21 protein-coding genes are annotated in these 21,935 nt (G+C 72.1%); 7 read left to right on the top strand and 14 right to left on the bottom strand.

The window, feature by feature from the left end; all coding sequences use genetic code 11:
- From ACZ6EJ_RS00105 to ACZ6EJ_RS00065, 9 genes are all read right to left on the bottom strand, one after another.
- Positions 1 to 1,020, bottom strand: coding sequence for an MCE family protein (locus tag ACZ6EJ_RS00105; RefSeq protein WP_469263240.1), 1,020 nt, complete (start codon positions 1,018 to 1,020; stop codon positions 1 to 3).
- On the bottom strand, positions 1,017 to 2,048 hold the full coding sequence (locus ACZ6EJ_RS00100) for an MCE family protein (RefSeq protein ID WP_469263239.1): 1,032 nt from the start codon (positions 2,046 to 2,048) through the stop codon (positions 1,017 to 1,019). Before ACZ6EJ_RS00100 ends, ACZ6EJ_RS00105 begins: the two co-directional genes overlap by 4 nt.
- Positions 2,045 to 3,343 (bottom strand): MCE family protein, encoded by a 1,299-nt coding sequence (locus ACZ6EJ_RS00095; RefSeq protein WP_469263237.1) that lies wholly within the window; start codon positions 3,341 to 3,343, stop codon positions 2,045 to 2,047. The genes ACZ6EJ_RS00100 and ACZ6EJ_RS00095 overlap by 4 nt, the downstream gene beginning before the upstream one ends.
- Entirely contained in the window at positions 3,343 to 4,146 is an 804-nt protein-coding gene (locus tag ACZ6EJ_RS00090; RefSeq protein ID WP_469263236.1) for an MlaE family ABC transporter permease, read from the bottom strand. The genes ACZ6EJ_RS00095 and ACZ6EJ_RS00090 overlap by 1 nt, the downstream gene beginning before the upstream one ends.
- A gap of 3 nt (positions 4,147 to 4,149) precedes the next feature.
- Entirely contained in the window at positions 4,150 to 4,989 is an 840-nt protein-coding gene (locus tag ACZ6EJ_RS00085; RefSeq protein ID WP_469263235.1) for an MlaE family ABC transporter permease, read from the bottom strand.
- Positions 4,986 to 5,969: an ABC transporter ATP-binding protein gene (locus tag ACZ6EJ_RS00080; RefSeq protein ID WP_469263233.1), complete on the bottom strand. Its 984-nt coding sequence runs from the start codon at positions 5,967 to 5,969 to the stop codon at positions 4,986 to 4,988. The genes ACZ6EJ_RS00085 and ACZ6EJ_RS00080 overlap by 4 nt, the downstream gene beginning before the upstream one ends.
- Positions 5,970 to 6,530: 561 nt before the next feature.
- Positions 6,531 to 8,120 (bottom strand): DUF6801 domain-containing protein, encoded by a 1,590-nt coding sequence (locus tag ACZ6EJ_RS00075; RefSeq protein ID WP_469263231.1) that lies wholly within the window; start codon positions 8,118 to 8,120, stop codon positions 6,531 to 6,533.
- A gap of 346 nt (positions 8,121 to 8,466) precedes the next feature.
- Positions 8,467 to 9,123, bottom strand: a complete 657-nt coding sequence (locus ACZ6EJ_RS00070) for a hypothetical protein (RefSeq protein WP_469263229.1) — start codon at positions 9,121 to 9,123, stop codon at positions 8,467 to 8,469.
- Positions 9,124 to 9,379: 256 nt separating this feature from the next.
- Positions 9,380 to 10,321, bottom strand: coding sequence for a hypothetical protein (locus tag ACZ6EJ_RS00065; RefSeq protein WP_469263228.1), 942 nt, complete (start codon positions 10,319 to 10,321; stop codon positions 9,380 to 9,382).
- A gap of 805 nt (positions 10,322 to 11,126) precedes the next feature.
- On the opposite strand from ACZ6EJ_RS00065, the gene ACZ6EJ_RS00060 reads away from it, so the two are divergent.
- From ACZ6EJ_RS00060 to ACZ6EJ_RS00040, 5 genes are all read left to right on the top strand, one after another.
- Positions 11,127 to 12,341, top strand: coding sequence for a PucR-like N-terminal domain-containing protein (locus ACZ6EJ_RS00060; RefSeq protein ID WP_469263226.1), 1,215 nt, complete (start codon positions 11,127 to 11,129; stop codon positions 12,339 to 12,341).
- A gap of 200 nt (positions 12,342 to 12,541) precedes the next feature.
- On the top strand, positions 12,542 to 12,805 hold the full coding sequence (locus ACZ6EJ_RS00055; RefSeq protein ID WP_469263224.1) for a hypothetical protein: 264 nt from the start codon (positions 12,542 to 12,544) through the stop codon (positions 12,803 to 12,805).
- An 85-nt stretch (positions 12,806 to 12,890) separates the two neighbouring features.
- Positions 12,891 to 13,364: an SCP2 sterol-binding domain-containing protein gene (locus tag ACZ6EJ_RS00050; RefSeq protein ID WP_469263222.1), complete on the top strand. Its 474-nt coding sequence runs from the start codon at positions 12,891 to 12,893 to the stop codon at positions 13,362 to 13,364.
- Positions 13,365 to 13,367: 3 nt separating this feature from the next.
- On the top strand, positions 13,368 to 14,582 hold the full coding sequence (locus ACZ6EJ_RS00045; RefSeq protein WP_469263220.1) for an acyl-CoA dehydrogenase family protein: 1,215 nt from the start codon (positions 13,368 to 13,370) through the stop codon (positions 14,580 to 14,582).
- 86 nt (positions 14,583 to 14,668) lie between these two features.
- Complete coding sequence (locus tag ACZ6EJ_RS00040) at positions 14,669 to 16,762, top strand: MDR family MFS transporter (protein ID WP_469263219.1); 2,094 nt, start codon at positions 14,669 to 14,671, stop codon at positions 16,760 to 16,762.
- 32 nt (positions 16,763 to 16,794) lie between these two features.
- Here ACZ6EJ_RS00040 and ACZ6EJ_RS00035 read toward each other — a convergent pair whose 3' ends face one another.
- From ACZ6EJ_RS00035 to ACZ6EJ_RS00020, 4 genes are all read right to left on the bottom strand, one after another.
- On the bottom strand, positions 16,795 to 17,229 hold the full coding sequence (locus ACZ6EJ_RS00035) for a YchJ family protein (protein WP_469263218.1): 435 nt from the start codon (positions 17,227 to 17,229) through the stop codon (positions 16,795 to 16,797).
- 69 nt (positions 17,230 to 17,298) lie between these two features.
- Positions 17,299 to 18,105 (bottom strand): SAM-dependent methyltransferase, encoded by an 807-nt coding sequence (locus ACZ6EJ_RS00030; protein WP_469263217.1) that lies wholly within the window; start codon positions 18,103 to 18,105, stop codon positions 17,299 to 17,301.
- A 134-nt stretch (positions 18,106 to 18,239) separates the two neighbouring features.
- Positions 18,240 to 18,476, bottom strand: coding sequence for a DUF397 domain-containing protein (locus ACZ6EJ_RS00025; RefSeq protein ID WP_469263216.1), 237 nt, complete (start codon positions 18,474 to 18,476; stop codon positions 18,240 to 18,242).
- Positions 18,476 to 19,336, bottom strand: a complete 861-nt coding sequence (locus ACZ6EJ_RS00020) for a helix-turn-helix domain-containing protein (protein WP_469263214.1) — start codon at positions 19,334 to 19,336, stop codon at positions 18,476 to 18,478. The genes ACZ6EJ_RS00025 and ACZ6EJ_RS00020 overlap by 1 nt, the downstream gene beginning before the upstream one ends.
- 208 nt (positions 19,337 to 19,544) lie before the next feature.
- On the opposite strand from ACZ6EJ_RS00020, the gene ACZ6EJ_RS00015 reads away from it, so the two are divergent.
- Together ACZ6EJ_RS00015 and ACZ6EJ_RS00010 are read left to right on the top strand one after the other, a co-directional pair.
- Positions 19,545 to 20,021, top strand: coding sequence for an ATP-binding protein (locus ACZ6EJ_RS00015; RefSeq protein WP_469263213.1), 477 nt, complete (start codon positions 19,545 to 19,547; stop codon positions 20,019 to 20,021).
- Positions 20,015 to 20,452: a hypothetical protein gene (locus tag ACZ6EJ_RS00010; protein WP_469263212.1), complete on the top strand. Its 438-nt coding sequence runs from the start codon at positions 20,015 to 20,017 to the stop codon at positions 20,450 to 20,452. Before ACZ6EJ_RS00015 ends, ACZ6EJ_RS00010 begins: the two co-directional genes overlap by 7 nt.
- 13 nt (positions 20,453 to 20,465) lie before the next feature.
- Here the strand turns inward: ACZ6EJ_RS00010 and ACZ6EJ_RS00005 are convergent, their stop codons facing one another.
- On the bottom strand, positions 20,466 to 21,812 hold the full coding sequence (locus tag ACZ6EJ_RS00005) for a 6-phospho-beta-glucosidase (RefSeq protein ID WP_469263211.1): 1,347 nt from the start codon (positions 21,810 to 21,812) through the stop codon (positions 20,466 to 20,468).
- Between the last annotated feature and the right edge of the window lie 123 nt (positions 21,813 to 21,935).

The raw sequence follows: 21,935 nt of genomic DNA, 5'->3' as shown, positions 1-21,935 counted from the left end.
TCAGCGGCCCCCTTGCTGCCGGGGTGGCATACATCCGGCCGCCGGGGGCGTGCCGGCGGGGAGGTAGTTCTTCGGGACGACGCCGCAGACGTAGTTGTCGAACCAGCGACCGCTGCCGAGGGTGTTGCCGAGGAGCCGGCTGTAGGAGCCGGTCGTGGCGAGGACCTTGTCCAGGCTCCTGCGGTTCTTCACCAGGACGGCGGTGACCCGGCCGAGCGATGCGAGGGTCGGCCCCAGTTGCCTGTCGTTGTCCTCGACGAGCCCGGTGAGCTGGGCGCCGAGGTCGCGGGTGCCGGTGAGCAGCAGGTGGATGGCGTCGCGGCGGGCCTTGATCTCGCCGAGGAGGAGGTTCCCGTCCTGCAGGAGGAGTTCGAAGCTGCTCTTCTTCCCGGCGAGGGTCCTGCTGAGCCGCTTGCTGCCCCGGAGCAGGGTGGCGAGCTGCGCGTCGCGCCGGGAGACGGTGCGGGAGAGGGCGGAGAGGCCGTCGGCGGCGCTGCGGACGTGGGGCGGGGAGTTCTCGAAGGTGTCCGAGATCGTCTCGAAGCTCTTGGCGAGCTGCGCGGTGTCGATCTCCCCGATGGTCTCCCCGAGCCCGTTGAACGCCTGGTTGACGTCGTACGGGGAGGTGGTGCGGCTCGTGGTGATGCGGGAGCCGGGGTCCTGGGGGGCATCGCCCAGGGGGTCCACGGCGAGGTACTTCTCGCCGAGGAGGGTCTTGATGGCGATGCCGACCGTGGAGGAGTCGCCGATCCAGGCGTCCTTCACCCGGAAGTCGACCCTGACGCGGGGTCCGTCGAGCGAGACCGCGGTGACCTCGCCGACCTTGACTCCGGCGATCCGCACCTCGTCGCCGTCGGACAGCCCGGCCGACTCGGTGAAGTCGGCGCTGTAGGCGGTGCCCGTGTCGACGAAGGGCAGGGCGTCGGCGCGCCAGGCGGCGAGGCCGAGGAGGGCCAGGACGAGGAGGCCGACGATGCCGATGGCGACCGGGTTCCTCTCCCGGATGGGGGTGATTCTCATGCCAGGCACCTCGGTTGGGTGATCGCGATGCCGGTGGGCGGGGCGCTGCCGTCGTCGTGGGTGACGCCGGCGACCTTGGCTTCGCAGAGGTAGAGGTTGAGCCACGATCCGTAGGACGTCAGCCGGGTGATGGCCGCCATCTTGGCCGGGGTCTTCTGGAGGAAGTCCTCGACCTGCGGGCGCCCCTTGTCCAACTGATCGCTCACGCGCCCGAGTTGCCGGACGCTGTCCTTGAGCGGCCTGCGGCCGTCCTGGAAGAGGTCGGCGGTGACGGTGGTGAGCGCGCCCATGGCCGTGACGGCTTCGCCGAGCGGTTCGCGGTCGCCGGCGAATCCGGTGACGAGCTTCTGGAGGGTGACGACGAGGTCGTCGAAGCCCGCCTCGCGGTCGTTGACCGTCTTGAGGACCGTGTTGAGGTTCTCGATCACCTCACCGATCACCCGGTCCTTGGCGGCGACGGTGCCGGTCAGCGACCCGACGTGGCGCAGGATGCTGTCCACCGTGCCGCCCTCGCCCTGGAGGACCTGGACGATGGAGCCGGCGAGCCGGTTGACGTCGGGCGGCGACAGCCCTTCGAAGAGGGGCTGGAAGCCGTTGAAGAGCTGGGTGAGGTCGAGGGCCGGGGTGGTGCGGGAGAGCGGGATGGTGTCCCCGGCGGCGAAGGTGCGGCCGACCGGCCCCGCGCCCCGGTCGAGGTCGACGTACCGCTGCCCGACCATGTTGAGGTACTTGATGGACGCCGTCACCGAGGCGGGGAGGCTGCGGCCCCTGCGCACGGCGAACGTGACCTCGGCGACCCGCCGGTCGGCGACCCGGACGGCTTCGACCTGGCCGACCTTCACCCCGGCGATGCGGACGCTGTCACCCGGTATCAGCCCGGTGGCGTCGCTGAACCGCGCCTTGTACGTGGTGGTGTCCCCGACGCCCGTGTTGGCGATGGAGAGCCCGAGGGCGGTGGTGGCCAGCACGGTGGCCACGATGAAGACGAGGGACTTGACGACCGGTCCCGCGAGCGAGCGGCGTTTCACTTGAGCTTCACCTCCGCACCGCGGAAGGCCGGACCGATGAGCACGCTGCTCCAGTCGGGCAGGGTCTGCGGCTGGACTTTCAGCGAGGGGGCGACCAGCTCGTTGACGAGCCGGGACTCCTGGGGCGAGTTGGGCAGGCCGAGCGCGGTGTCCGCGCCGCCGTCCCGGCCGGCGGGCGCGGTGACGTCGGCCGTCCGCCGGGTGACGGCGGTGGGGGCGTGCTCACCGACGTACGGCACCGAGTAGCAGCGCGGTCCGCCGGCGGCCCCGTAGACCGGGGCGTCCCTGCCGGGGACGTAGGCGCCGCGGGCGGGCACGGGCTTGATCGTCACGTGGAGGCCGGGCCGGTCCGTCCCCTTGCCGAGCGCCTTGTCCATGGCGGGGACGAACCCGGCCAGGGTGCGCAGGGTGCAGGGGAAGGACTCGGCGTACTCGGCGAGGAGTTCGAGGGAGGGGCGGCCGGCGGCGGAGAGCCGGATGAGGTTGTCCGCGTTCTCCCGCAGGAAGGAGGTGGTGTCCTGGGCGGCGGCGGTGGTGGCGCCGTGGAGGGCGGCGAGCTCCGCCTCCTGGTCGGCGATGGTGGAGCTGGTGACGGTGGCGTCGGTCATCGCGTCCAGGACGTCCGGGGCAGCGTCCGCGTACAGCGTGCTCACCTTGACGAGTTCCTTGATGTCGGCGTTGAGGGTGGGCAGGTGCGGGTTGAACTTCTTGAGGTGGGCGTCCAGCGTGACGAGCGTCTCGCCGAGCCGTTCGCCGCGTCCCTCCAGCGCCCGGGAGACGGCGTTCAGGGTGGCGGAGAGCTTCTCGGGCTTGACGGCGGTCAGCAGCGGCAGGACGTTGTCGAGGACCTGTTCCAGCTCGATGGCGTTGCTGGAACGGTCCTGCGGGATGACCGCCCCGGCCCGCAGGGTCTCGCCCGAGGGGATGCGGGGCGGGACGAGGGCGACGAACCGCGCGCCGAAGAGCGTGGTGGGCAGCATCTGGGCGGTGACGTCGGCGGGGACGCGGTCCAGCTCGTCCGGGTCGATGGCCAGCGTGAGGCGGGCCCCGTCGCCGTCCGTGGCGATGGAGCGGACCTGTCCGATGACGACTCCGCGGAGCTTCACGTCGGCGTTGTCGTGCATCTCGTTGCCGACCGATCCGGTGCGGACGGTGATCGTGGCGTCGTCGGTGAAGTCCTTCTCGTACACCGAGAGCGAGAGCCACACGAGGAGGGCGGGCGACAGCAGGAAGGCGGTCCCGGCGAGCCGGCGGCGGGCCGTGCGCGCCCCGCCGCGGGTGTTCCGTGTGCGCATCAGCCGGCCACCTTCACCGTCGTCGTGGCGCCCCAGATGGCGAGGGAGAGGAAGAAGTCGGTGACGCTGATGAGGACGATCGCGTTGCGCACCGACCGGCCGACCGCCACGCCCACGCCGGCCGGTCCGCCGGTGGCGTGGAAGCCGTAGTAGCAGTGGGCGAGGATCACCAGCACGCTGAAGATCAGCACCTTGAGCACCGACAGCAGCACGTCGTCCGGGGAGAGGAACAGGTTGAAGTAGTGGTCGTACGTCCCGGCCGACTGCCCGTTGAACAGGACGGTGATGTAGCGGGAGGCGACGTACGAGGAGAGCAGCCCGATCGCGTACAGCGGGATGATCGCGACGACCCCGGCGATGATCCGCGTGGTGACGAGGTAGGGCATGGAGCGCACGCCCATCGCCTCCAGGGCGTCGACCTCCTCGTTGATCCGCATCGCGCCGAGCTGCGCGGTGAAGCCCGCGCCGACGGTGGCGGAGAGGGCCAGCCCGGCCACCAGGGGCGCGATCTCACGGGTGTTGAAGTAGGCGGAGACGAATCCGGTGAACGCGGCGGTGCCGATCTGGTTCAGGGCCGCGTACCCCTGGAGTCCGACGACCGCGCCGGTGAACAGGGTCATGGCGACCATGACGCCGATGGTGCCGCCGATGACGCCGAGTCCGCCGCTGCCGAAGGCGACCTCGGCCAGCAGCCGCTGCACCTCCCGCAGATAGCGGCGCAGCGTGCGGGGGATCCAGATCAGGGCCTTGGCGTAGAAGAGGAGTTGGTCGCCCGATCGGTCGAGCCGGCTGAGCATCGCCATGGGTCAGCTCCCCTTCGCGGGGACGATCTCGAGGTAGATCGTCGTGAGGACCATGTTCACGAAGAACAGCAGCATGAAGGTGATGACGACGGACTGGTTGACCGCGTCGCCGACGCCCTTGGGGCCGCCGCGCGGGTTGAGGCCGCGGTGGGCGGCGACGATGCCCGCGATGAAGCCGAAGAGCAGCGCCTTGAACTCGCTGATGTAGAGGTCGGGCAGTTGGGCGAGGGCGGAGAAGCTCGCGAGGTACGCGCCCGGAGTGCCGTCCTGCATGATCACGTTGAAGAAGTAGCCGCCGAGGGTGCCGACCACGGAGATCAGTCCGTTCAGCAGGACGGCGACCAGCATGGTGGCCAGCACCCGCGGAACGACCAGGCGCTGGATGGGCGAGACCCCCATGACCTCCATCGCGTCGAGCTCCTCGCGGATCTTGCGCGACCCGAGGTCGGCGCAGATCGCGGACCCGGCCGCGCCGGAGATCAGCAGGGCCACGATGAGCGGGCTCGCCTGCTGGATCACCGCGAGGACGCTGGCGCCGCCGGTGAAGGACTGGGCGCCGAGCTGCTGGGTGAGCGAGCCGACCTGGAGGGCGATGACCGCGCCGAACGGGATGGAGACGAGGGCGGCGGGCAGGATGGTGACGCTGGCGACGAACCAGAACTGCTCGATGAACTCCCGCACCTGGAAGGGCCGGCGGAAGACCGCCCGGCTCACCGCGACGGCGAGCGCGAACAGCTTGCCGGTCTCCCGCAGCGGGGCGAGCAGTCGCGACGGGCGCCGCTGCGCGGGCGGCGGGGTCTTCTCGGGCGGCTCGGGCGGCCGCACCGGCAGCGGGGCGGTCACGCGCGGGCACCTCCCGCCGGGGCGTAGCTGTCGAGGATCGCCGTACGGGCGGCCTCGGGCAGGCGGCCCATCATCGCCATGACCCGCTCCCGGCGGCGCAGCGCGCCCTGGCGCACCGGCATTCCGGGCGAGGGCTCCAACTGCGGGACGACGGTGCGGGGTCCGGCGGGGAGGAGGGCGGTGTCGGCCAGCCGCTCGGCCGCGAGGGTGGCGGCGTCCTTCTCCTCGGACATGCCGATGGGCCCCTCGCGGCGTCCGGCGAGGAACTGGGAGACGACCGGGGTGTCGCTGGTGAGCAGCACCTCACGGGGGCCGAAGGTGACGAGGTTGCGGCAGAAGAGCATCCCCATGTTGTCGGGGACGGTCGCCGCGATGTCGAGGTTGTGGGTGACGATGAGCATCGTCGCGTCGATCTGCGCGTTGAGGTCGATGAGGAGCTGCGAGAGGTAGGCGGTGCGGACCGGGTCGAGGCCGGAGTCCGGTTCGTCGCAGAGGATGATCTGCGGGTCCAGGACCAGGGCGCGGGCGAGGCCGGCGCGCTTGCGCATTCCCCCGGATATCTCGCCGGGGAGCTTCCCCTCGGCGCCGAGGAGTCCGACGATGTCGATCCGCTCCATGACGATGCGGCGGATCTCCGACTCCCGTTTGCGGGTGTGCTCGCGCAGTGGGAAGGCGATGTTGTCGAAGAGCGACATCGAGCCGAAGAGGGCGCCGTCCTGGAACATGAGGCCGAAGAGTTTCCGGGTCTCCATGATCTCGCGTTCGGGGCTGTTCACCATGTCGACGCCGTTGATGAGGACGCGCCCCTGTTCGGGCTTGAGCAGCCCGATGATGGATTTCAGGAAGACGGTCTTCCCGGTGCCGGAGGGGCCGAGCATGACACTCACTTCACCGGCGGGCAGGGTGAGGCTGACGTCCTGCCAGATGTTCTGCTTGCCGAAGGACTTCGTCAGGCCCTCGACGACTACCTCGATTCCCATGGCCCCTCCTTCGCGGTGGTGGTGAACGTGGTCATCGTTAAGCGCTCCGGCTCTGAGAAAGGCGGTGGCGGCCCGTCGCACATGCACCGGGGGGCGCACGCTATGTCCGCCGAATCCGCGAGGGCAAGCCGTTGAACAGCGGAGATCGACGCGTGCGGTGCCGGGGACGGATCGTTTGTCATGCGGTGACAAGGCCGGAGGCCGTCCTTGTCGCCATGTGCGCAAGCGCTCCGGCGTCCGGGAGGTGCTTTCGGTGGACCGGGATGGGGGCGAACCGGGCCGGTGCGTGCCGAACGAGCAGGTGCGAAGGCGTTTTCGCTCGGCACATCTGGGACGCTACGGTCCAGTAACCTGACTTCGCAATACTGGGTACGGATTTTCCTCGGCGAGAATGGATCTGCCCCGGAGGGTTGTCCACGAGTGAGTGATCCGCGCGTCGAACTTGTCGGATGGTGAGGAATTCCGCCCCCGGCGGGAAGTCCCTGCGGGCAACGGGAAGGGCCCTTTCGGTCACGCGCGACCGAAAGGGCCCTCTCCTTCAGGCGGTGGTGTGCCGGCGGCTCACCGTTCGGGCTTGGGCGCCTTCGGGGGGCAGTTCACGCTCGTCGGGTCGGTCGCCACGCACAGGGGCGCCTGCGTCATCTTGGTGTAGTTGTCGGCCTTCTCGCCCACGCTGGAGATGGCGGAGGTGAACAGCGGGTCGAGGTCCTCGCCGACGCCGCACCCCTGGAACGGCGGGATGTGCGCGCGCCCCGTCAGGGGCCCGCCGAACGCCACGCGGTAGCCGGACGGCGGGAAGGTCTGGCCGTACCCCCGGAGCACCTGCTCGAAGGGGCGCTCGGTGCGGCAGTCGGGACCGACGTCCAGCGGCACCCCGTTCACCTCGACGTCGGACAGGCGCATGGAGAGCTGGGCGGTGACCGTCGTCTCCTCCGGGTAGGAGGCGGTGTTGGTGACCGTGTGGGAGTGCACGACGGCCGGTGGGCCGACCTGCTCCAGGGTCATGGTCGCGGTCGTCGGCATGAAGCCGTAGGTGAGGAACGTGGCCTTGGCCGGCGGTAGTTGGCGGCGCCCCTCGTACTCGAACTCGACCTCGGAGGTGACGTCGACCGTCGAGGCGCACTGGTCGTTGATGTAGACCTTGTTGAGCACCACCTTCACGAAGGCGGGCCCCAGCGCGGCGGCGCCGTTCAGCTTGACGGCGTTGGCGTACCCGGCGACGTACGCCTGCGCGGTCGTCATGACCAGTTCGGGCGGGACCGGGAAGGGGCAGCTGTCGGGTTGCTCGCCGTCGAGGGCGTCGAGCCGCTTCCGGGCGAGGGCGTCGATCTTCTCCCGTGCGGAGGACGGCAGTCCGGCGCCGCCCGGTCGGGCAGGCGTCGGGAGCGGGGCGGGCGCGCTCTGCTCGGGCGTCGGCGTCGGCGCGGGGGCGGTCGGGTCGGCCTCCCCGCGGACCGTGATGACGACCGGTCGGACCTCCTGGTCCGCCACCGGCTCGCACAGGACGTCCAGGGCGGGGGGCGTGGTCGCCTCCCCGTCGTCGCGGAACGAGGAGAGCGTGAAGGCGAGCGCGGCCGGCTCCATGGTCGCCCGGCCGGGGCTGCCGAAGGACACCGTGGGCGCCTCTCCGGTCGCGGTGAGGACCACGCCCCCCTCGTCCGGGAGCTCCGAGGACTCCGAGGACTCCGAGGACTGCGGGGACTGCGGGGACTCCGGGGACTCCGGGGACTCCAGGGGCTCCGGGGGCTCCGGGAGGGCGACCGCGGGCGCGGTCAGGTTCTCCCACGAGGCGTCGGCGGACCGGTCGCCCAAGGTGTTGCGGACGGTGAGCCGGGCCTCGGCCGAGATCTCGGCCGCCTCCAGGTCGGTGAACCGGGTGAGCGCCGTCCGCTCCAGACCGATCTCCACGGAGACCTGTTCGGGCCGGATCTCCTCGCCCGTGCGGACGGAGGTGGGCAGCACCGCCGAGACGGTCACGTCCACCTCCTCGGGGCCCGAGGGGAAGGGGCAGGCGTAGCGGAGGCTGATCTCCGACTTCTGTTCGGCGGCGGCCGACTCGGCGCCGGGGACGAGCGCGGTGGCGACGACGAGCGCCCCGCCCACGGCCCAGTGGATCGGTCGCCTCGTCGCGGCGCGTGCATCGACGGTCATGGGCAATGTGTCCTTCCGGCGCGCGGGGGCCCGTGGACGGGATGGCTGCGGAGAGCGGGTCCGCCGCACGGCGACGGCCCGGAGGCGCACACCGAGCGGTCTCCCGGCGGACGCGGGGCGCGGTGGATGGCCCCTACCGACCGGTACGGTACGCACGCGGGCCGCGCCTGGGAAGAGCCCGGCCCGACGCCGGAGCACCGGCGGCCGGACTTTGGCGGATGGTGACAAACCCGCGCCGCGGCGTTGTCGGCGGGTGCGTGGAACGGCCCGCTCGTGAACGGTGCCCGGCCGTTGAGGGCTCACGGCCGGGCACCACGCTCACGTGCGGTTGGTCAGCGGCCGCGGATCAGCCGCTGATGACCGGGGACTTGCCCGTCGCGGTGTTCACGATGGTGTACAGGCCCTGGAAGCTGGCCGTGGCGCCGACGATCCCGCAGCCGCCGCCGACCTTGTTGGCGATGGTGAGCGTGAGCCCGCCGCCCGCCGTGTTCAGCGTGCCGTTGCTTCCGCCGGCGGTCGGGTTGTTGTACTTCGCCGCGACCTTGCCGGTGACGTCGAAGGCGCAGGGGCCGAGGACGCTGCTCCCGGACACCTTCGCCTTGATCGTTCTGATCTCACCGGTCGTCTGGCCGGTGGAGTTGGTGCCGGCGCCCGCCGCGTAGTCGTGGCCCCAGATCTGCCACGGCGGCGTGGTGGTGACCGTCCACGTCGAGCTGAACGGCCCGGTGCACGGCGAGTTGAACGAGATCGCCGAGATGGACGCGAGCTGGGCCGGGCTGCCGGCGACCGGGGAGGTCGGGGCGGAGCCGGACGCCTTGGAGGTGGCGCACTGGATCTTGTTGCCGTTGTTGTCCGTCAGCACGGTCACGCCGGCGCTGCCGGTGAACGCGCCGGTCGGCGTGATCGTCCAGCTCGTCGGCGCGGCGACGGCCGAGGGGGCGGCCAGGACGACGGATGCCGCGGCGGCACCGATCGCGGTGAGGACACCGGTTCGCTTGAACATGGATGACTCCCTTTTCTCGTCCCTTGGGGGATGCGACTGAACGTGACTGGTGCCGGCGCGTCCGCTGCTGTGCCGGTGCGGAGCGCCGGTGGCCGCGTCGCTGCCGAGCGCCCCCGGAAAGCGGCTCGTCTCCGGGGACGGCCCGCCGTGGCGGGACCGCTCGGTGGCAGCGAGGAGGCTTTCGCGCCGATCCGTGGTGGGCGTGGGGGTGAGGGTGGACTGCTCGCGCACCACCTCCTGGTGTCGGTCGGGAGGCCTACCGCTTGGCGGAGTGCCAGAATTCCGACAGCTTCCTGCCCTCGTTCGGCGCGAGGCCGGCGGGGTCGTAGGGGCTGCCGAAGTAGGTCGAGGTGTCGTCGAGCGTGACACCGTTCTTCCCGGCGGCGGACGGGAGGCCGGTCTTGAGGTTGACCGCCCAGTCCAGCAGTCCCGCGCCGCATCCGCCGGCGCCGGGCACGGCGAACGCCGCATCGGCCTGGTCCGCGCCGTCGAAGGTGTAGCGCCCCATCTCGCCCTCGTCGCCCTCGCCGTCGCGCGTGCCGTCCGCGGCGAACCGCTGGAGCGAGAGGGTCGGGGCCGTCGCGTTCTGCGGCTTCAGCAGCACCGGGTCGGCGGTGGTCCCGATGTAGCACTTGTCGCCGAGGAACGGGTTCTTGAGATGGATGCGCACCGGGATGGTGAGAATGGGGACGCCGGTGGAGAATGCCGCGCTCATATTGAAGTCGCGCGGCGCTCCGGCCGGTTCGATGGTGGCCGTCACCCGGTTGAGATTGTTGTCCGTCAACTGGCGGCAGATCGCCGAGACGAAGGGAATTCCGCTGGGGCACATCAGCCCGAGCAGTCCGCCGGGGATTTCGGCCGGGTCGGCGGTCAGCGCCCCCTCCGGCGGGGCCACCAGCGAGGTGGTGCCGTCGCTGCGCTGGATCACGCCGAGTTGGAGGTCGGTCTCGCCGGTGGTGACCCGGCTCTTGCCCAACGTGATGGAGCCGGTGGCCGAACTGGACGCGATACAGGTGGCGATGGTGTCGACGCCGTCCGCGGCCAGCATGGCGGGCGCGTCGACCGGGCAGCGGTCGAACGGCGCCCAGTCGCCGTTGAGCTGGGTCGCGGCGGTGGCCGAGCCGGTGGAGAGCAGAGCGCTGAATGCCGTGAACGCCGCGAGCACTCCTGTGCGGGTTCGCCTCGAAACGGATCTCATGTCGTCCCCTCTGTCGGCCGCCGTGGCGCGGCCTCGTGCACGAAGTTGACCGGTTCTGCAACACATGCCCGCACCGCGGCGCGGCCGTCGATGGCGATGGAGCCTCGGGTGGGTCCGGGGGGCGGAAGATCTGAGCATCAAATTTCGGGCAGATTTCGTGACCGAATTGACCGAGGCGTGATGTTACTCGCGGGAAACCGGGCGGCACAATCCGTCCGTCTAAGATCTTTTGCCGTCGGTCTTTTTTGATCCGAACCTGAGCAGCGCACCCCCGCCCCTTTATCAAGGAATGCGCATCATCGGGCCAGGAATTACGGGGCGGCGGCGTCGCCCCGTATGCGGCGCGCACCCCCGGACCCCGCCGCCGGCGAGGTCGCGCGGACCTCTTCCCCCTCCGTCCGCCGGACCGCGCCCGCGCCGGACCGGCGGCCGAAATCCGTGCCGGCGGGGAACCTCCGGGGGCCGGGGGCCGTGGTGAGTCGCCCGCACGCGCGGATGCCCGGCGCATACCGCCGGGGAGCCGCCGCGCCCACGCGGGGCGGCGGCGGCCCTTTGTTGTCGCCCTCTGCGTACGCGGCCGAAATCCATTGTCCGAAAGCGAGCAGTACGGTCCGACCTGCGCGGAAGTCGCCCCGTGCGCCCAGGGCGTGCGCCCCGTTCACTTCGATCGTGTCCAAGTGGTGGGCAGCCTCGATTCCTTGGTCTATCTTCGTCGCGGACTTGGTACGCACCTGTCGGTTCGTGGGAGCGCTTTCCCCCCACCGCCTCACCCCACCACCGGGCGCCGAGAGCAAGGGGACTTGCCATGGGACATCTCATACAGCCGTTGGATACCGACGATCCGCTGGGGCCGCTCCCGCAGGAATTCGCGGCGATCATGCGACCGGAACTTCCCAGCCTCATCAAGGAAATCGGCGTCGAGGTGACGCGCGCCTTTCCGGAATACGCCCGGCTGCTCGACGGACCGAACGGGCAGGCCATCCGGGTGGGGGTGGAGCAGAGCCTCTCCTCCTTCGTCGACCTGGTGGCCGAGCCCTCCGCCCCCACCACGCTCCGGGACGACATGTGCCGGCGCTTCGGGCGCTTCGAGGCGTACGAGGGCCGCGGCATGGACGCCCTCCAGGGGGCGTACCGGCTGGGCGCGCGGGTGGCGCTGCGACGGGCGAAGAAGGTCGGGCAGAGCTACCACCTCTCCCCCAGTCTGATGCTGAGCTTCGCCGACGCCCTGTTCACCTACGTCGACGAGTTGGAGGCGCTCTCCCGCGAGGGTTATCTGGAGGTGCAGTCGCAGTCCGGCGAGCACAGCGAGGCGCTGCGCCGGCGCCTCCTCCACCTGATCCTCGCCGGCCGCCCGACCCCGCGCAGCGCCATCGCCGACCTGAGCGAGCAGGTCGGCTGGGCGCTCCCCGAGGAGGTGACCCTGGTCGCAGCCCGCGCCCCCGCGGAGCTGGACCGGATGAGCACGGACCGGGACGTCCTGGTGGACCTCAGCGCCCCGCAGCCGCACCTGCTGGTGCCCGGCCCGATGGACGAGGCACGAAGATCCATGCTGGCGCAGGCCCTGCCGACCACCCGTGCGGCGGTCGGGCTGACCGTCCCCACGGCGCTGGCCGGCGACTCGATCCGCTGGGCCCGCCGGGTGCTGGAGCTCGTCGACACGGGCGTGGTCGACGACGCCCCGCTCATCCACTGCGAGGACCACCTCGTCACGTTGTGGCTGCTCTCCGACCCCGCCCTGCTCGACCAGTTGGCCCGGCGGGAGCTGGCGGCGGTGGCGGGGATCAGCGCCACGCGGCGCGAGCGGCTGATCGAGACGCTGCGGATCTGGCTCGACACCCGCGGGACGGCGGCGCAGATGGGCGCGCTGCTCGACGTCCACCCGCAGACCGTGCGGTACCGGATGCGCAGCCTGGAGACCATCTTCGGTGACCAACTCGTCGATCCGGAGAGCCGCTTCGCCACCGAGGCGGTGCTGCGGGCGACGCGCCTGCGCTCCCGTTCCACCCGCACATCCCTCTGACGCCAAGCACGTTCGGCGCGGCGGCGCAACTTACCGATGGGTAAAGCGACATGGGCGGTCAGTCCGCGACGGTTGCGGCACGGAGACGTATCCGACGAGAACCCCGGAACCACGTCCCGTACACAGGAGGGAGCCTGCCGCTCGTCCGGCGGCAGGACCCCGCACCGCCCACCGGGCGGCCGTCCGAGAGGTAACGCCCCATGACCGCCTCGCACCTGCTCGTCCCCGTGCCGATCCCGGACCGGGTCGCCGCGCTGATCGGTTCGTGCATTCCGCCGCACGTCCTCCAGGCGGAGATCGACGCCGCCTGCGCGGCGCGGGAGGTCCGCCGCTTCCGCGGCCCGCTGCTCGGCGACGAGGACCGGGCCGACCGCGAGGCCGCCCTCTCCGAGCTGGCGCGGGCCAACAAGGTGCTGTGCGCCCGCCATCCGCGGTTGGCCGTGCTGCCCGGATCGCCTTTCTGACCGCGTCCGCGCGGGACGCTTGCGGCGCGCCGCCACCCCCCTTACCTTACCCAAAAGTAAGTTTACTCTGGAGTAAGGAAACGGCATGGACGGAACCAGTGGCGGCGGCCTCTCCGACGACCTGGCCGGGCTCGACTTCGCGGCCGTCTCGCCCGAGGAGTTCGCCCGGATCGTCAAGGGCCTGCCCGCCCACCGGATCGCCGAGGTCATGCGCGGCGAGCTGCGCGCCCGCGTGCTCGGCGCGGTCTTCGGCCGGATGGGGCAGCAGTTCCGGCCCGAGGCGGCCGGGCCGCTCACGGCCCTGATCCGCTGGAAGATCACCGGCGAGAGCGAGGTCGTCTACGAGACCGCGATAGCCGACGGCACGTGCGAGGTGGCGGCGGGCCGCTCGGAGGCCGAGCCCCGCACCACGCTGGTGATGGACGACGCGGCGTTCCTCAAGCTCGTCTCCGGCAACGGCAATCCGGTGACCATGTTCATGACGCGCAAGCTCAAGGTGGTCGGAGACGTCGCCCTGGCCTCCGGGCTCACCCGCTACTTCGACATCCCGAAGGGCTGAGCCATGGGCTTCTTCTCACTGGCTCTGACCGAGGAGCAGCAGGAGCTGCGCGACTGGGTGCACGGCTTCGCCGCTCGGGTGGTCCGCCCCGCCGCCGCCGAGTGGGACGCTCGGGAGGAGACCCCCTGGCCCGTCATCCAGGAAGCCGCGCGGATCGGCCTGTACGGGTTCGAAACCCTGGCCGACCTGTACGGGGACCCGACCGGGCTGTCGCTCCAGATCGCCAACGAGGAGCTGTTCTGGGGCGACGCGGGCATCGGCATGGCCCTCTTCGGCACCTCGCTGGCGGTCGCCGGGATCTTCGCCGCCGGCACCCCCGACCAGCTCGCCGAGTGGGTGCCGCAGTGCTACGGCGACGAGGACGACCCGCAGGTCGCCGCGTTCTGCGTCTCCGAGCCCCAGGCCGGCTCCGACGTCTCCGCGATGACGACGCGGGCGCGCTACGACGCGGCGGCCGACGCGTGGGTGCTCTCCGGGCAGAAGGCGTGGATCACCAACGGCGGGATCGCCCGCGTCCACGTCGTCGTCGCCTCGGTCGACCCCTCGCTCGGCTCGCGCGGGCAGGCCGCGTTCATCGTGCCGCCCGGCACGAAGGGCCTCACCGCGGGGCGCACCGTCAAGAAGCTGGGGCTGCGCGCCTCGCACACCGCGGACCTCTTCCTGGACGACGTGCGGGTGCCGGGCCACTGCCTGCTCGGCGGAAAGGAGCGGCTGGACGCCCGTCTGGCACGGGCCCGCGAGGGCGGCCCGGCCAAGGGCCAGGCGGCCATGGCGACCTTCGAGGTCAGCCGCCCGACCGTCGCCGCGCAGGCGCTGGGCATCGCGCGGGCCGCGTACGAGTACGCCCTGGAGTACGCCGGCGAGCGCGAGGCGTTCGGCAGGCCGATCATCGAGAACCAGTCGATCGCGTTCGCGCTGGCGGACCTGCGCACCGAGATCGAGGCGGTGCGCCTGCTGATCTGGCAGGCCGCCTGGATGGCCCGCAACGACCGGACGTTCGACGCGGGCCAGGGCTCCATGTCCAAGCTGCGGGCCGGCGAGCTGGCGGTCGCCGCGACGGAGAAGGCCGTCCAGATCCTCGGCGGCGCGGGGTACAGCCGGGAGCACCCGGTGGAGCGGATGTACCGCGACGCGAAGATCTACACGATCTTCGAGGGGACCAGCGAGATCCAGCGCCTGGTCATCGCGCGGGCGATCTCGGGGCGGCACATCCGATGAGGTGACGGTCCCGGCGGGCGGTGCGCGCGCCCCCGTCCGGCCCCACCCCACATGCGGGCGGCGGGGGCCGGTGCGAGGGTGCTGACGTGACCACTGCCAGCGAGCAAGCCCCCGCCGCGCAGAGTGCCGCCCCGCCGCCGCCCGTCCTGGACCGGCGCCGCCGCAACATCGTCTTCGCGACGATCGTGCTGGGCATGTTGCTGGCGGCGCTGGACCAGACCATCGTGGGCACGGCCCTGCCGACGATCGTCTCGGACCTCGGGGGCGCCGCCCACATGTCGTGGGTGGTCACGGCGTACCTGCTGGCGGAGACGGTGGCGACCGTCCTGGTCGGCAAGTTCGGCGACCAGTTCGGGCGCAAGCTGGTCTTCCAGGTCTCGGCGGTCGTCTTCATCACGGGGTCGTTCCTGTGCGGGCTCGCCTCGGACATGCTGCTGCTGATCATCTGGCGCGGTATGCAGGGCATCGGCGCGGGCGGCCTCATGGTCACCTCGATGGCGCTGATCGCGGACGTGATCCCGCTGCGCGAGCGGGGCAAGTACCAGGGCGCGATCGGGGCGGTCTTCGGCATCTCCACGGTGATCGGACCGCTGCTCGGCGGTCTGTTCACCGACCATCTGACGTGGCGCTGGGCGTTCTACGTCAACGTGCCGATCGCCGTCGTCGTGGTCGTCGCCGCCGCCCGCAACATCCCGTCGGTGAAGGCGGCGGGCCGGCCCGTCATCGACTACGCGGGCATCGCGCTGGTCACCGCGGGGGCGAGCGCGCTGATCCTGGCGACGAGCTGGGGCGGCAACGAGTACGCCTGGGGCTCGCCCATGATCATCGGGCTCTTCGCCGGCGGACTGGTCGCCCTGGCGCTGTTCTGCCGGGTGGAGACGCGGGCCCGCGAACCGATGCTGCCGATGCGGCTGTTCCGCAACCCGGTGTTCACGGTCTGCTCGGTCCTCAGCTTCATCGTGGGCTTCGCGATGCTCGGCTCGATGATCTTTCTGCCGACCTACCTCCAGTACGTGGACGGGGACTCGGCGACGCTCTCGGGCGTGCGGACGCTGCCGCTGGTGGTCGGCCTGCTGGTCGCGTCGATCTTCAGCGGCAACGTGGTGAGCAAGACCGGCCGCTACCGCCTCTTCCCCGTCGTCGGCACCCTGGTCATGGCCGCCGGCCTGTTCCTCCTGTCCCGGATGGGGCCGCGGAGCGGGGTGTGGGTGGAGTCGCTGTACATGGTGGTGCTGGGGCTCGGCATCGGCCTGGCCATGCAGGTGCTGACGATCGCCGTCCAGAACACCGTGGACTACGCGGACCTGGGCACGGCGACCTCGGGCGTGACGTTCTTCCGCACGCTCGGCAGCGCCTTCGGCACGGCGGTGTTCGGCACGATCTACGCCAACGCCCTGAAGCCCAACCTCACCGACGGCGTGGCCCGCGCGGTCGCGGCGGGCGGCGACCCCGCCACGCTGGCCGGGGCCTCGCAGAGCCCGCAGGCGCTGCACGCGCTGCCCGCCGCCCAGGCGGAGCCGCTGGCCCAGGCGTACGCGGACACCCTGCACACGGTGTTCCTGTGGACGGTCCCCGTGGCGCTGATCGGGTTCGTCGTCGCCCTGTTCCTGAAGGAGGTCCCGCTGCGGGACTCCGCGCGGCTCGGGTCGACGGACATGGGCGAGGGCTTCGCCCAGCCGGGCACCGGGGACTCGGCCAGGCTCCTCGAGGTCTCGGTGGCCGCCGTCCTGCGCTCCGCCGGGCGGGACACGGTCCGGCGGATCGTCGCGGAGTCCGACACCCGTCTGGACGTGGCGGGGGCGTGGGCGGTGATGCAGGTCGACCTGTTCACCCGCATGGTGGGCCACGCGAGCCTCGGGCTGATCGCGGCCCGGCACCGCGTCCCCCCGGAGGTCCTGGTGCCCGTCTTCGCCCGGATGGTGGACGAGGGATATCTGACGGGCGAGGGGCGGCTGTTCTCGCACACCGCGGCGGGCCGGCGCGAGGCGGCGACGATCTCCGACGCCTGGGGCCGCTGGCTCAACGCCCGGCTGGCCGAGGACGGCGCGCGCCCCGACGACCGGCGGCTCCGCGCCACCGTGGACGTGATCGCCAAGCGGCTGCTGGCGGAGGACCTGGCCCAGGAGCTGTCGCCCGCGCCGGAGGCCGCCGGCGCGCCCCGCGCCGGGGCCCTGGTCTGACGCGGAGCGGGCGGGGCCGTCCGGCCGCCGTCTCAGTCGACGAAGACGGCCGCCGCGTAGACCCAGGCCCCCTCGTGGCGGACGAACCGGCTCTGCTCGTGGAGGGAGTCGGGCCGCCCGTCGTCGGTGTAGTGGGCGCGGAAGGTGACCGTCCCCGTGCTGTGGAAGGCGCTGCCCTCGGCGGTGTCCAGGATCTCCAGCCGCACCCAGCGCATCGCGGGGTCGAAGTCGACGGCGGCCGGCCGGGTCTCGGGGTGCCAGGTGCGCAGGAGGTACGCGGCGTCCCGCACGGCGAAGGCCGCGTACCGCGAGCGCATCAGGGCCTCGCAGGTCAAAGCGGCCGCCGCGCCGGAGTGGAAGCGACCGCAGCACTCCGCGTAGGCGGCGGGCAGGCCGCAGGGGCACGGGGCGGCGGAGCTGGTCGGGCGGGCGGCGGGCTGCCGGAGCCGGGAGGCGCGTCGTGACATGGGTCCATTGTGACGCGGGGAGGCGGGGCCCCGGCCCGGCGGGCCCGCCCCCGCGGCGGGGCGGCCGGGTCAGGGCTTCCGGGCGACGCCCGCGTAGCCGGGGATCGGCTCGTCGCCGGGGGTCTCGACGACCTCGCCCAGCTCGGGGCGCCAGTCGGCGGAGAGCGTGACCCCCGGCTCGACCAGTTCGAGGCCGTCGAAGAAGGCGGTCAGCTCGGCGCGGCTGCGGGGGCGCAGCGTCATCCCGCGCTGCCGGTACATGGCCCGCGCCTGCGCCGCGCCCTCCGGGTTGAAGTCGCCGGTGGTGTGCGAGAGCACCAGGTAGCTGCCGGAGGGGAGCTTGTCCACGAGCCGGTCGACCAGCTCGCGCGCGCCGTCCTCGTCGTCGATGAAGTGCAGCAGGGCCAGCAGCGACAGGGCGATCGGCTTGCCGAAGTCCAGGAGCTCGCCGGCCTCGGCCAGGATCTTGTCGGGCTCGCGCGCGTCGACCTGGAGGTAGGCGGTGGCGCCCTCGGGGGTGGACCGCAGCAGGGCGGTCGCGTGGGCGAGCACGATCGGGTCGTTGTCGCAGTAGACGACGCGCGAGTCCGGTGCGGCGGCCTGAGCGATCTGGTGGAGGTTCGGCTCGGTGGGTATGCCGGTGCCGATGTCCAGGAACTGGCGCACCCCGCTCTCGGCGAGCCAGCGGGTGGCCCGGTGCATGAACGCCCGGTTGACCCGCGCCATGTCGCGGCCGCGTGCGTCCAGGGCGAGGAGTTGCCGCGCCATCTCCTCGTCGACCGGGTAGTTGTCCTTGCCCCCGAGGAACCAGTCGTACATCCGGGCCGGATGCGGCTTGCTGGTGTCGATCTCGATGGAGGGATTCTGCCCGGTCATGGCGCGCTCCGTGGTCAGGGTCCGCACGACGGCGGTCGGATGGGTCGGGGGCGGCGAACGACTCCGCCGGGAGGGACCCCGCGTGCCTGGAGGGGCGGGGCGTTCGCGCCCGGTCAGAATAGGGGGCGGAGCTCTCAGGTGAGAAGGAAATCCGCCTGTCCGGCCTTGGCTCCCTGGATGAACGCGGCGATCTCGCCGTTGGAGTAGATGAGGGCGGGGCCGTCCGGATCGGCGGACTGGCGCACCGCCACCCGGCCGTCCGCGAGCTTCATGGCCTCGATGCAGTTGCCGCCGTTCCCGCCGCTCCACGGCTTGTACCAGCCCTCGCTGCCGAGGTCGCCGGCCGGCATCCCGTTGTATATGCGCTCCATCACAGCTCCTTGCGGAAGTCCCGGAGGATTTCCTTCGTGCGTTGTGCAGTCGCGGCCTGAGCCGCCATGCGGTCCATGACCTCGAGGTAGGACGCCACCTCGGGACGGGCGTCGAAGTAGACCGCCCCGGTCAGGTACTCGCTGTAGACCATGTCGGGGAGTTCGGGCACGGCGAACCGGAAGAGCACGAACGGCCCGTAGGTGCCGGGGTGGTGGCCGGTGGCGAACTCCGCGATCTGCAGGGTGACATGCGGCAGCTCGGTGGCCGCGAGCAGCTTGTCGATCTGGGCGCGCATCACCGCGACGCTGCCCACGGGACGCCGCAGGACGGTCTCGTCCATGATCACCCACAGTCGGGGCGCGTCCTCCTTGACCAGCAGGGACTGCCGCTCCATCCGCAGCGCCACATGGCGTTCGATGTCCTCGGGTCTGGTCTGGCCGACCGCCCCGGTCCGCATCACCGAACGCGCGTAGTCCTCGGTCTGGAGCAGGCCGGGCACGAAGTGCGGCTCGTACATGCGCAGCAGGCTCGCGGCGCCCTCCAGGCTGACGTACATGCTGAACCAGTCGGGCAGGACGTCGTGGAACCGCTGCCACCAGCCCGGCTTGTTCGCCTCCTCGGCCAGCTCGACGAAGGCCTCGGCCTCGCGGTCGGCGACCCCGTACGCCTTGAGGAGCAGTTGGACATAGGGGATCTTCAGCCCGACCTCGGCCGTCTCCATGCGGCGTATCGTCGCGGGGGCGACCCTGAGCACCTTCGCCGCCTGGTCGCGGTTGAGACCGACGCGCTCCCGCAGGTCCTGCAGGCGCTTGCCGAGGACGACCTGGCCCACGGTCGGGGCGGACCGCGGTTCGCTCACTTCAGACCTCCCCCGTGCGCTGTTCTGCGTGCAGTGTGCCATGCGTGCGCCCCCAACGACACAGCCACTCTGGAAATTTCAGAGTGCCCCTTGCCAAGTGTCCGAGTCAGGGGGAGAGTTGGCCATCGAACCAGTTCGCTCAGTCATGCCCGCTCCCGCGCGACGGGGGAGCGAAGCGTGACGCAGCCCCCACTGTGAGGAATCGGTCGTGGCACCTGGCAGTGCGCTCATCCCCCGGATCATGGATCTCAGCCCCGGTACGGAGGCGCTCCGGCACTGCTTCGCGCTGCCCGCGCGCCCCGAGTCCGTGGCGCCCGCGCGGCAGTTGACGCGGGCCCGGCTGAACCTGTGGCGGGTGGCCGACGACACCCACGAAGCGGCCGTGCTCATCGTCTCCGAGCTGGTGACCAACGCGATCGTGCACACGGCCAGCGCCCGCGTGGTGTGCGAGTTGCGCCGCCTCGGCGGGCGTCTGCGGATCACCGTGCAGGACCAGGGCCACCAGCCCGACGGCCCCCGGCTGCGCCGCACCGCCGACGACGAGCACGGCCGCGGCCTGCTCCTGGTCGACGCGCTGAGCAGCGCCTGGGGGTCGCACGACGCCGAGGACGCCTCCGGGCGCATCGTGTGGGCGGAGGTGCCCGACGGAGCGGAACGGCCCTACGGGACGGAGCGCCCGTGTTGAGGAACGCGCTGGCGCGGCTGCGCGCGGCGTACCGCCCCCGGCCGTCCGCCCGGCCCCGCGGCGGCCCGGTGAGGCTGGTGCTGCCGCCCGCGATGTCGGCCACCCTGGGCTGTGACGCGGTGGGCGTGCCCGCCCGGCACGGATTCCGCCTGATCTCCCATCTGCCGCGCACCGGCTGCGTCTACGCGGACACCGACCGCTGGTGGTGGATCGTCCCGGCCGGCTCGGACCTGGACCTGGACTGGCCCGAGCAGGTGGCCTACGCGCGGGGCGCCGAGGTCCCCGGCGGACGGCCCCGGCTGATCCACTCGCCGGACGGCCTCACCCCGTACACCCCGCCGATCCCGCTGTTCCTGATGGTCTGCCAGGTGACCGGGGCGACGCCGCGCTGGGCCGCCGACGGAGCGCCCAGCGCGGTGCCCGCGCCCTGAGCGCCGGTCCGGTTCAGGGCCCGTCGAGGTAGGCGAGGCGCGGGTGGACCTCGGTGTAGCGGTCGACCAGGCGGCGGGCCACCGCCACGGAGTCGACGAGCGGGTGCAGGGCGAACGCCCGCACGGCCGCCGCGCGGGACCCGCTCTCCGCCGCCTCCAGCACCGCCCGCTCGGCGGCCTTCACCGCGGTGACGAGACCGACCGCGTGGTCCGGCAGGGGCGACACGGCCACCGGGTGGGCCCCGTTGGCGTCGACCAGGCAGGGCACTTCGACGACGGCCTCGGCGTCCAGGGCCGAGAGCGTCGTGCGGTTGCGGACGTCGAGGACGAGGCAGGTGCGCTCGTTGCGGGCGACGGCCCGCATCAGGGCGAGCGCGACCTGCTCGTACCCGCCGGAGGCCAGGTCGCTCTCCCCCCGCTCCCCGGCCCCCGCGACGTCGCGGTTCTCCGCCATGTACGTCGCCTCGCGCTCGGCGCGGGTGCGCTCCCACGTGGGCAGCGCCGGGGCGCCGGGCTCGCGCATCCGGGCGTAGAAGCCCTCCTGCTGGTCGCGGAGGAAGGCCCCGCGGGTCCGGTCGGCCCGCTGGTAGGCGCGTACGGTCTCGCGGTTGAAGTAGTAGTAGTGCAGGTACTCGTTGGGGATCGCGCCCAGCGACCGCAGCAGTTCGCCGCCGAAGAGGCGGCCCTCCTCGAAGGAGTCGAGCAGCGCGGGGTCGCCGAGCAGCCGGGGCAGCTCGTCCCGCCCGTCGACGTACAGGCCCTGGAGCCAGCCGAGGTGGTTGAGTCCCGCGTAGTCGATCCAGGCCCGGTCCGGGTCGGCCCCCAGGGCGCGGGCGGCGCGCCGCCCCAAGCCCACCGGCGAGTCGCAGATCCCGAGGACCCGGTCGCCCAGGTGCCGGGACATGGCCTCGGTGACGAGTCCCGCCGGGTTGGTGAAGTTGATGACCCAGGCGTGCGGGGCGAGGCGGGCGACGCGCCGGGCGAGGTCGAGGGCGACGGGCACGGTGCGCAGCCCGTACGCGATGCCGCCGGCGCCCACGGTCTCCTGGCCGAGCACGCCCTCCTCCAGGGCCACCCGTTCGTCGGCGGCGCGTCCGGCCAGTCCGCCGACGCGGATCGCGGAGAAGACGAAGTCCGCGCCGCGCAGGGCCTCGTCCAGCTCGGTGGTGGCGACGACGGCGGGGGCGTCCGGGACGCCGCGCGCCTGTTCCGCCAGCACGCGGGCGATGGCGGTGAGCCGGCCGGCGTCGGTGTCGTACAGCGTCACCCGGGAGACGCGGCCCTCCGCGTGGTCGCCGAGGAGGGCCCCGTACACGAGGGGGACCCGGAATCCGCCGCCCCCGAGAATCGTCAGCTTCACGCTGCCCGATGGTACGGGCAGGGCCGGACCCGGGGGGGGGGGGGGGGGGGGGGGGGGGGGGGGGGGGGGGGGGGGGGGGGGGGGGGGGGGGGGGGGGGGGGGGGGGGGGGGGGGGGGGGGGGG

The organism is Streptomyces sp. NPDC041970 (genome assembly GCF_055588985.1).
The sequence above is the reverse complement of the archived record's forward strand: the minus strand, read 5'-3'. Positions and strand labels throughout refer to the sequence as shown.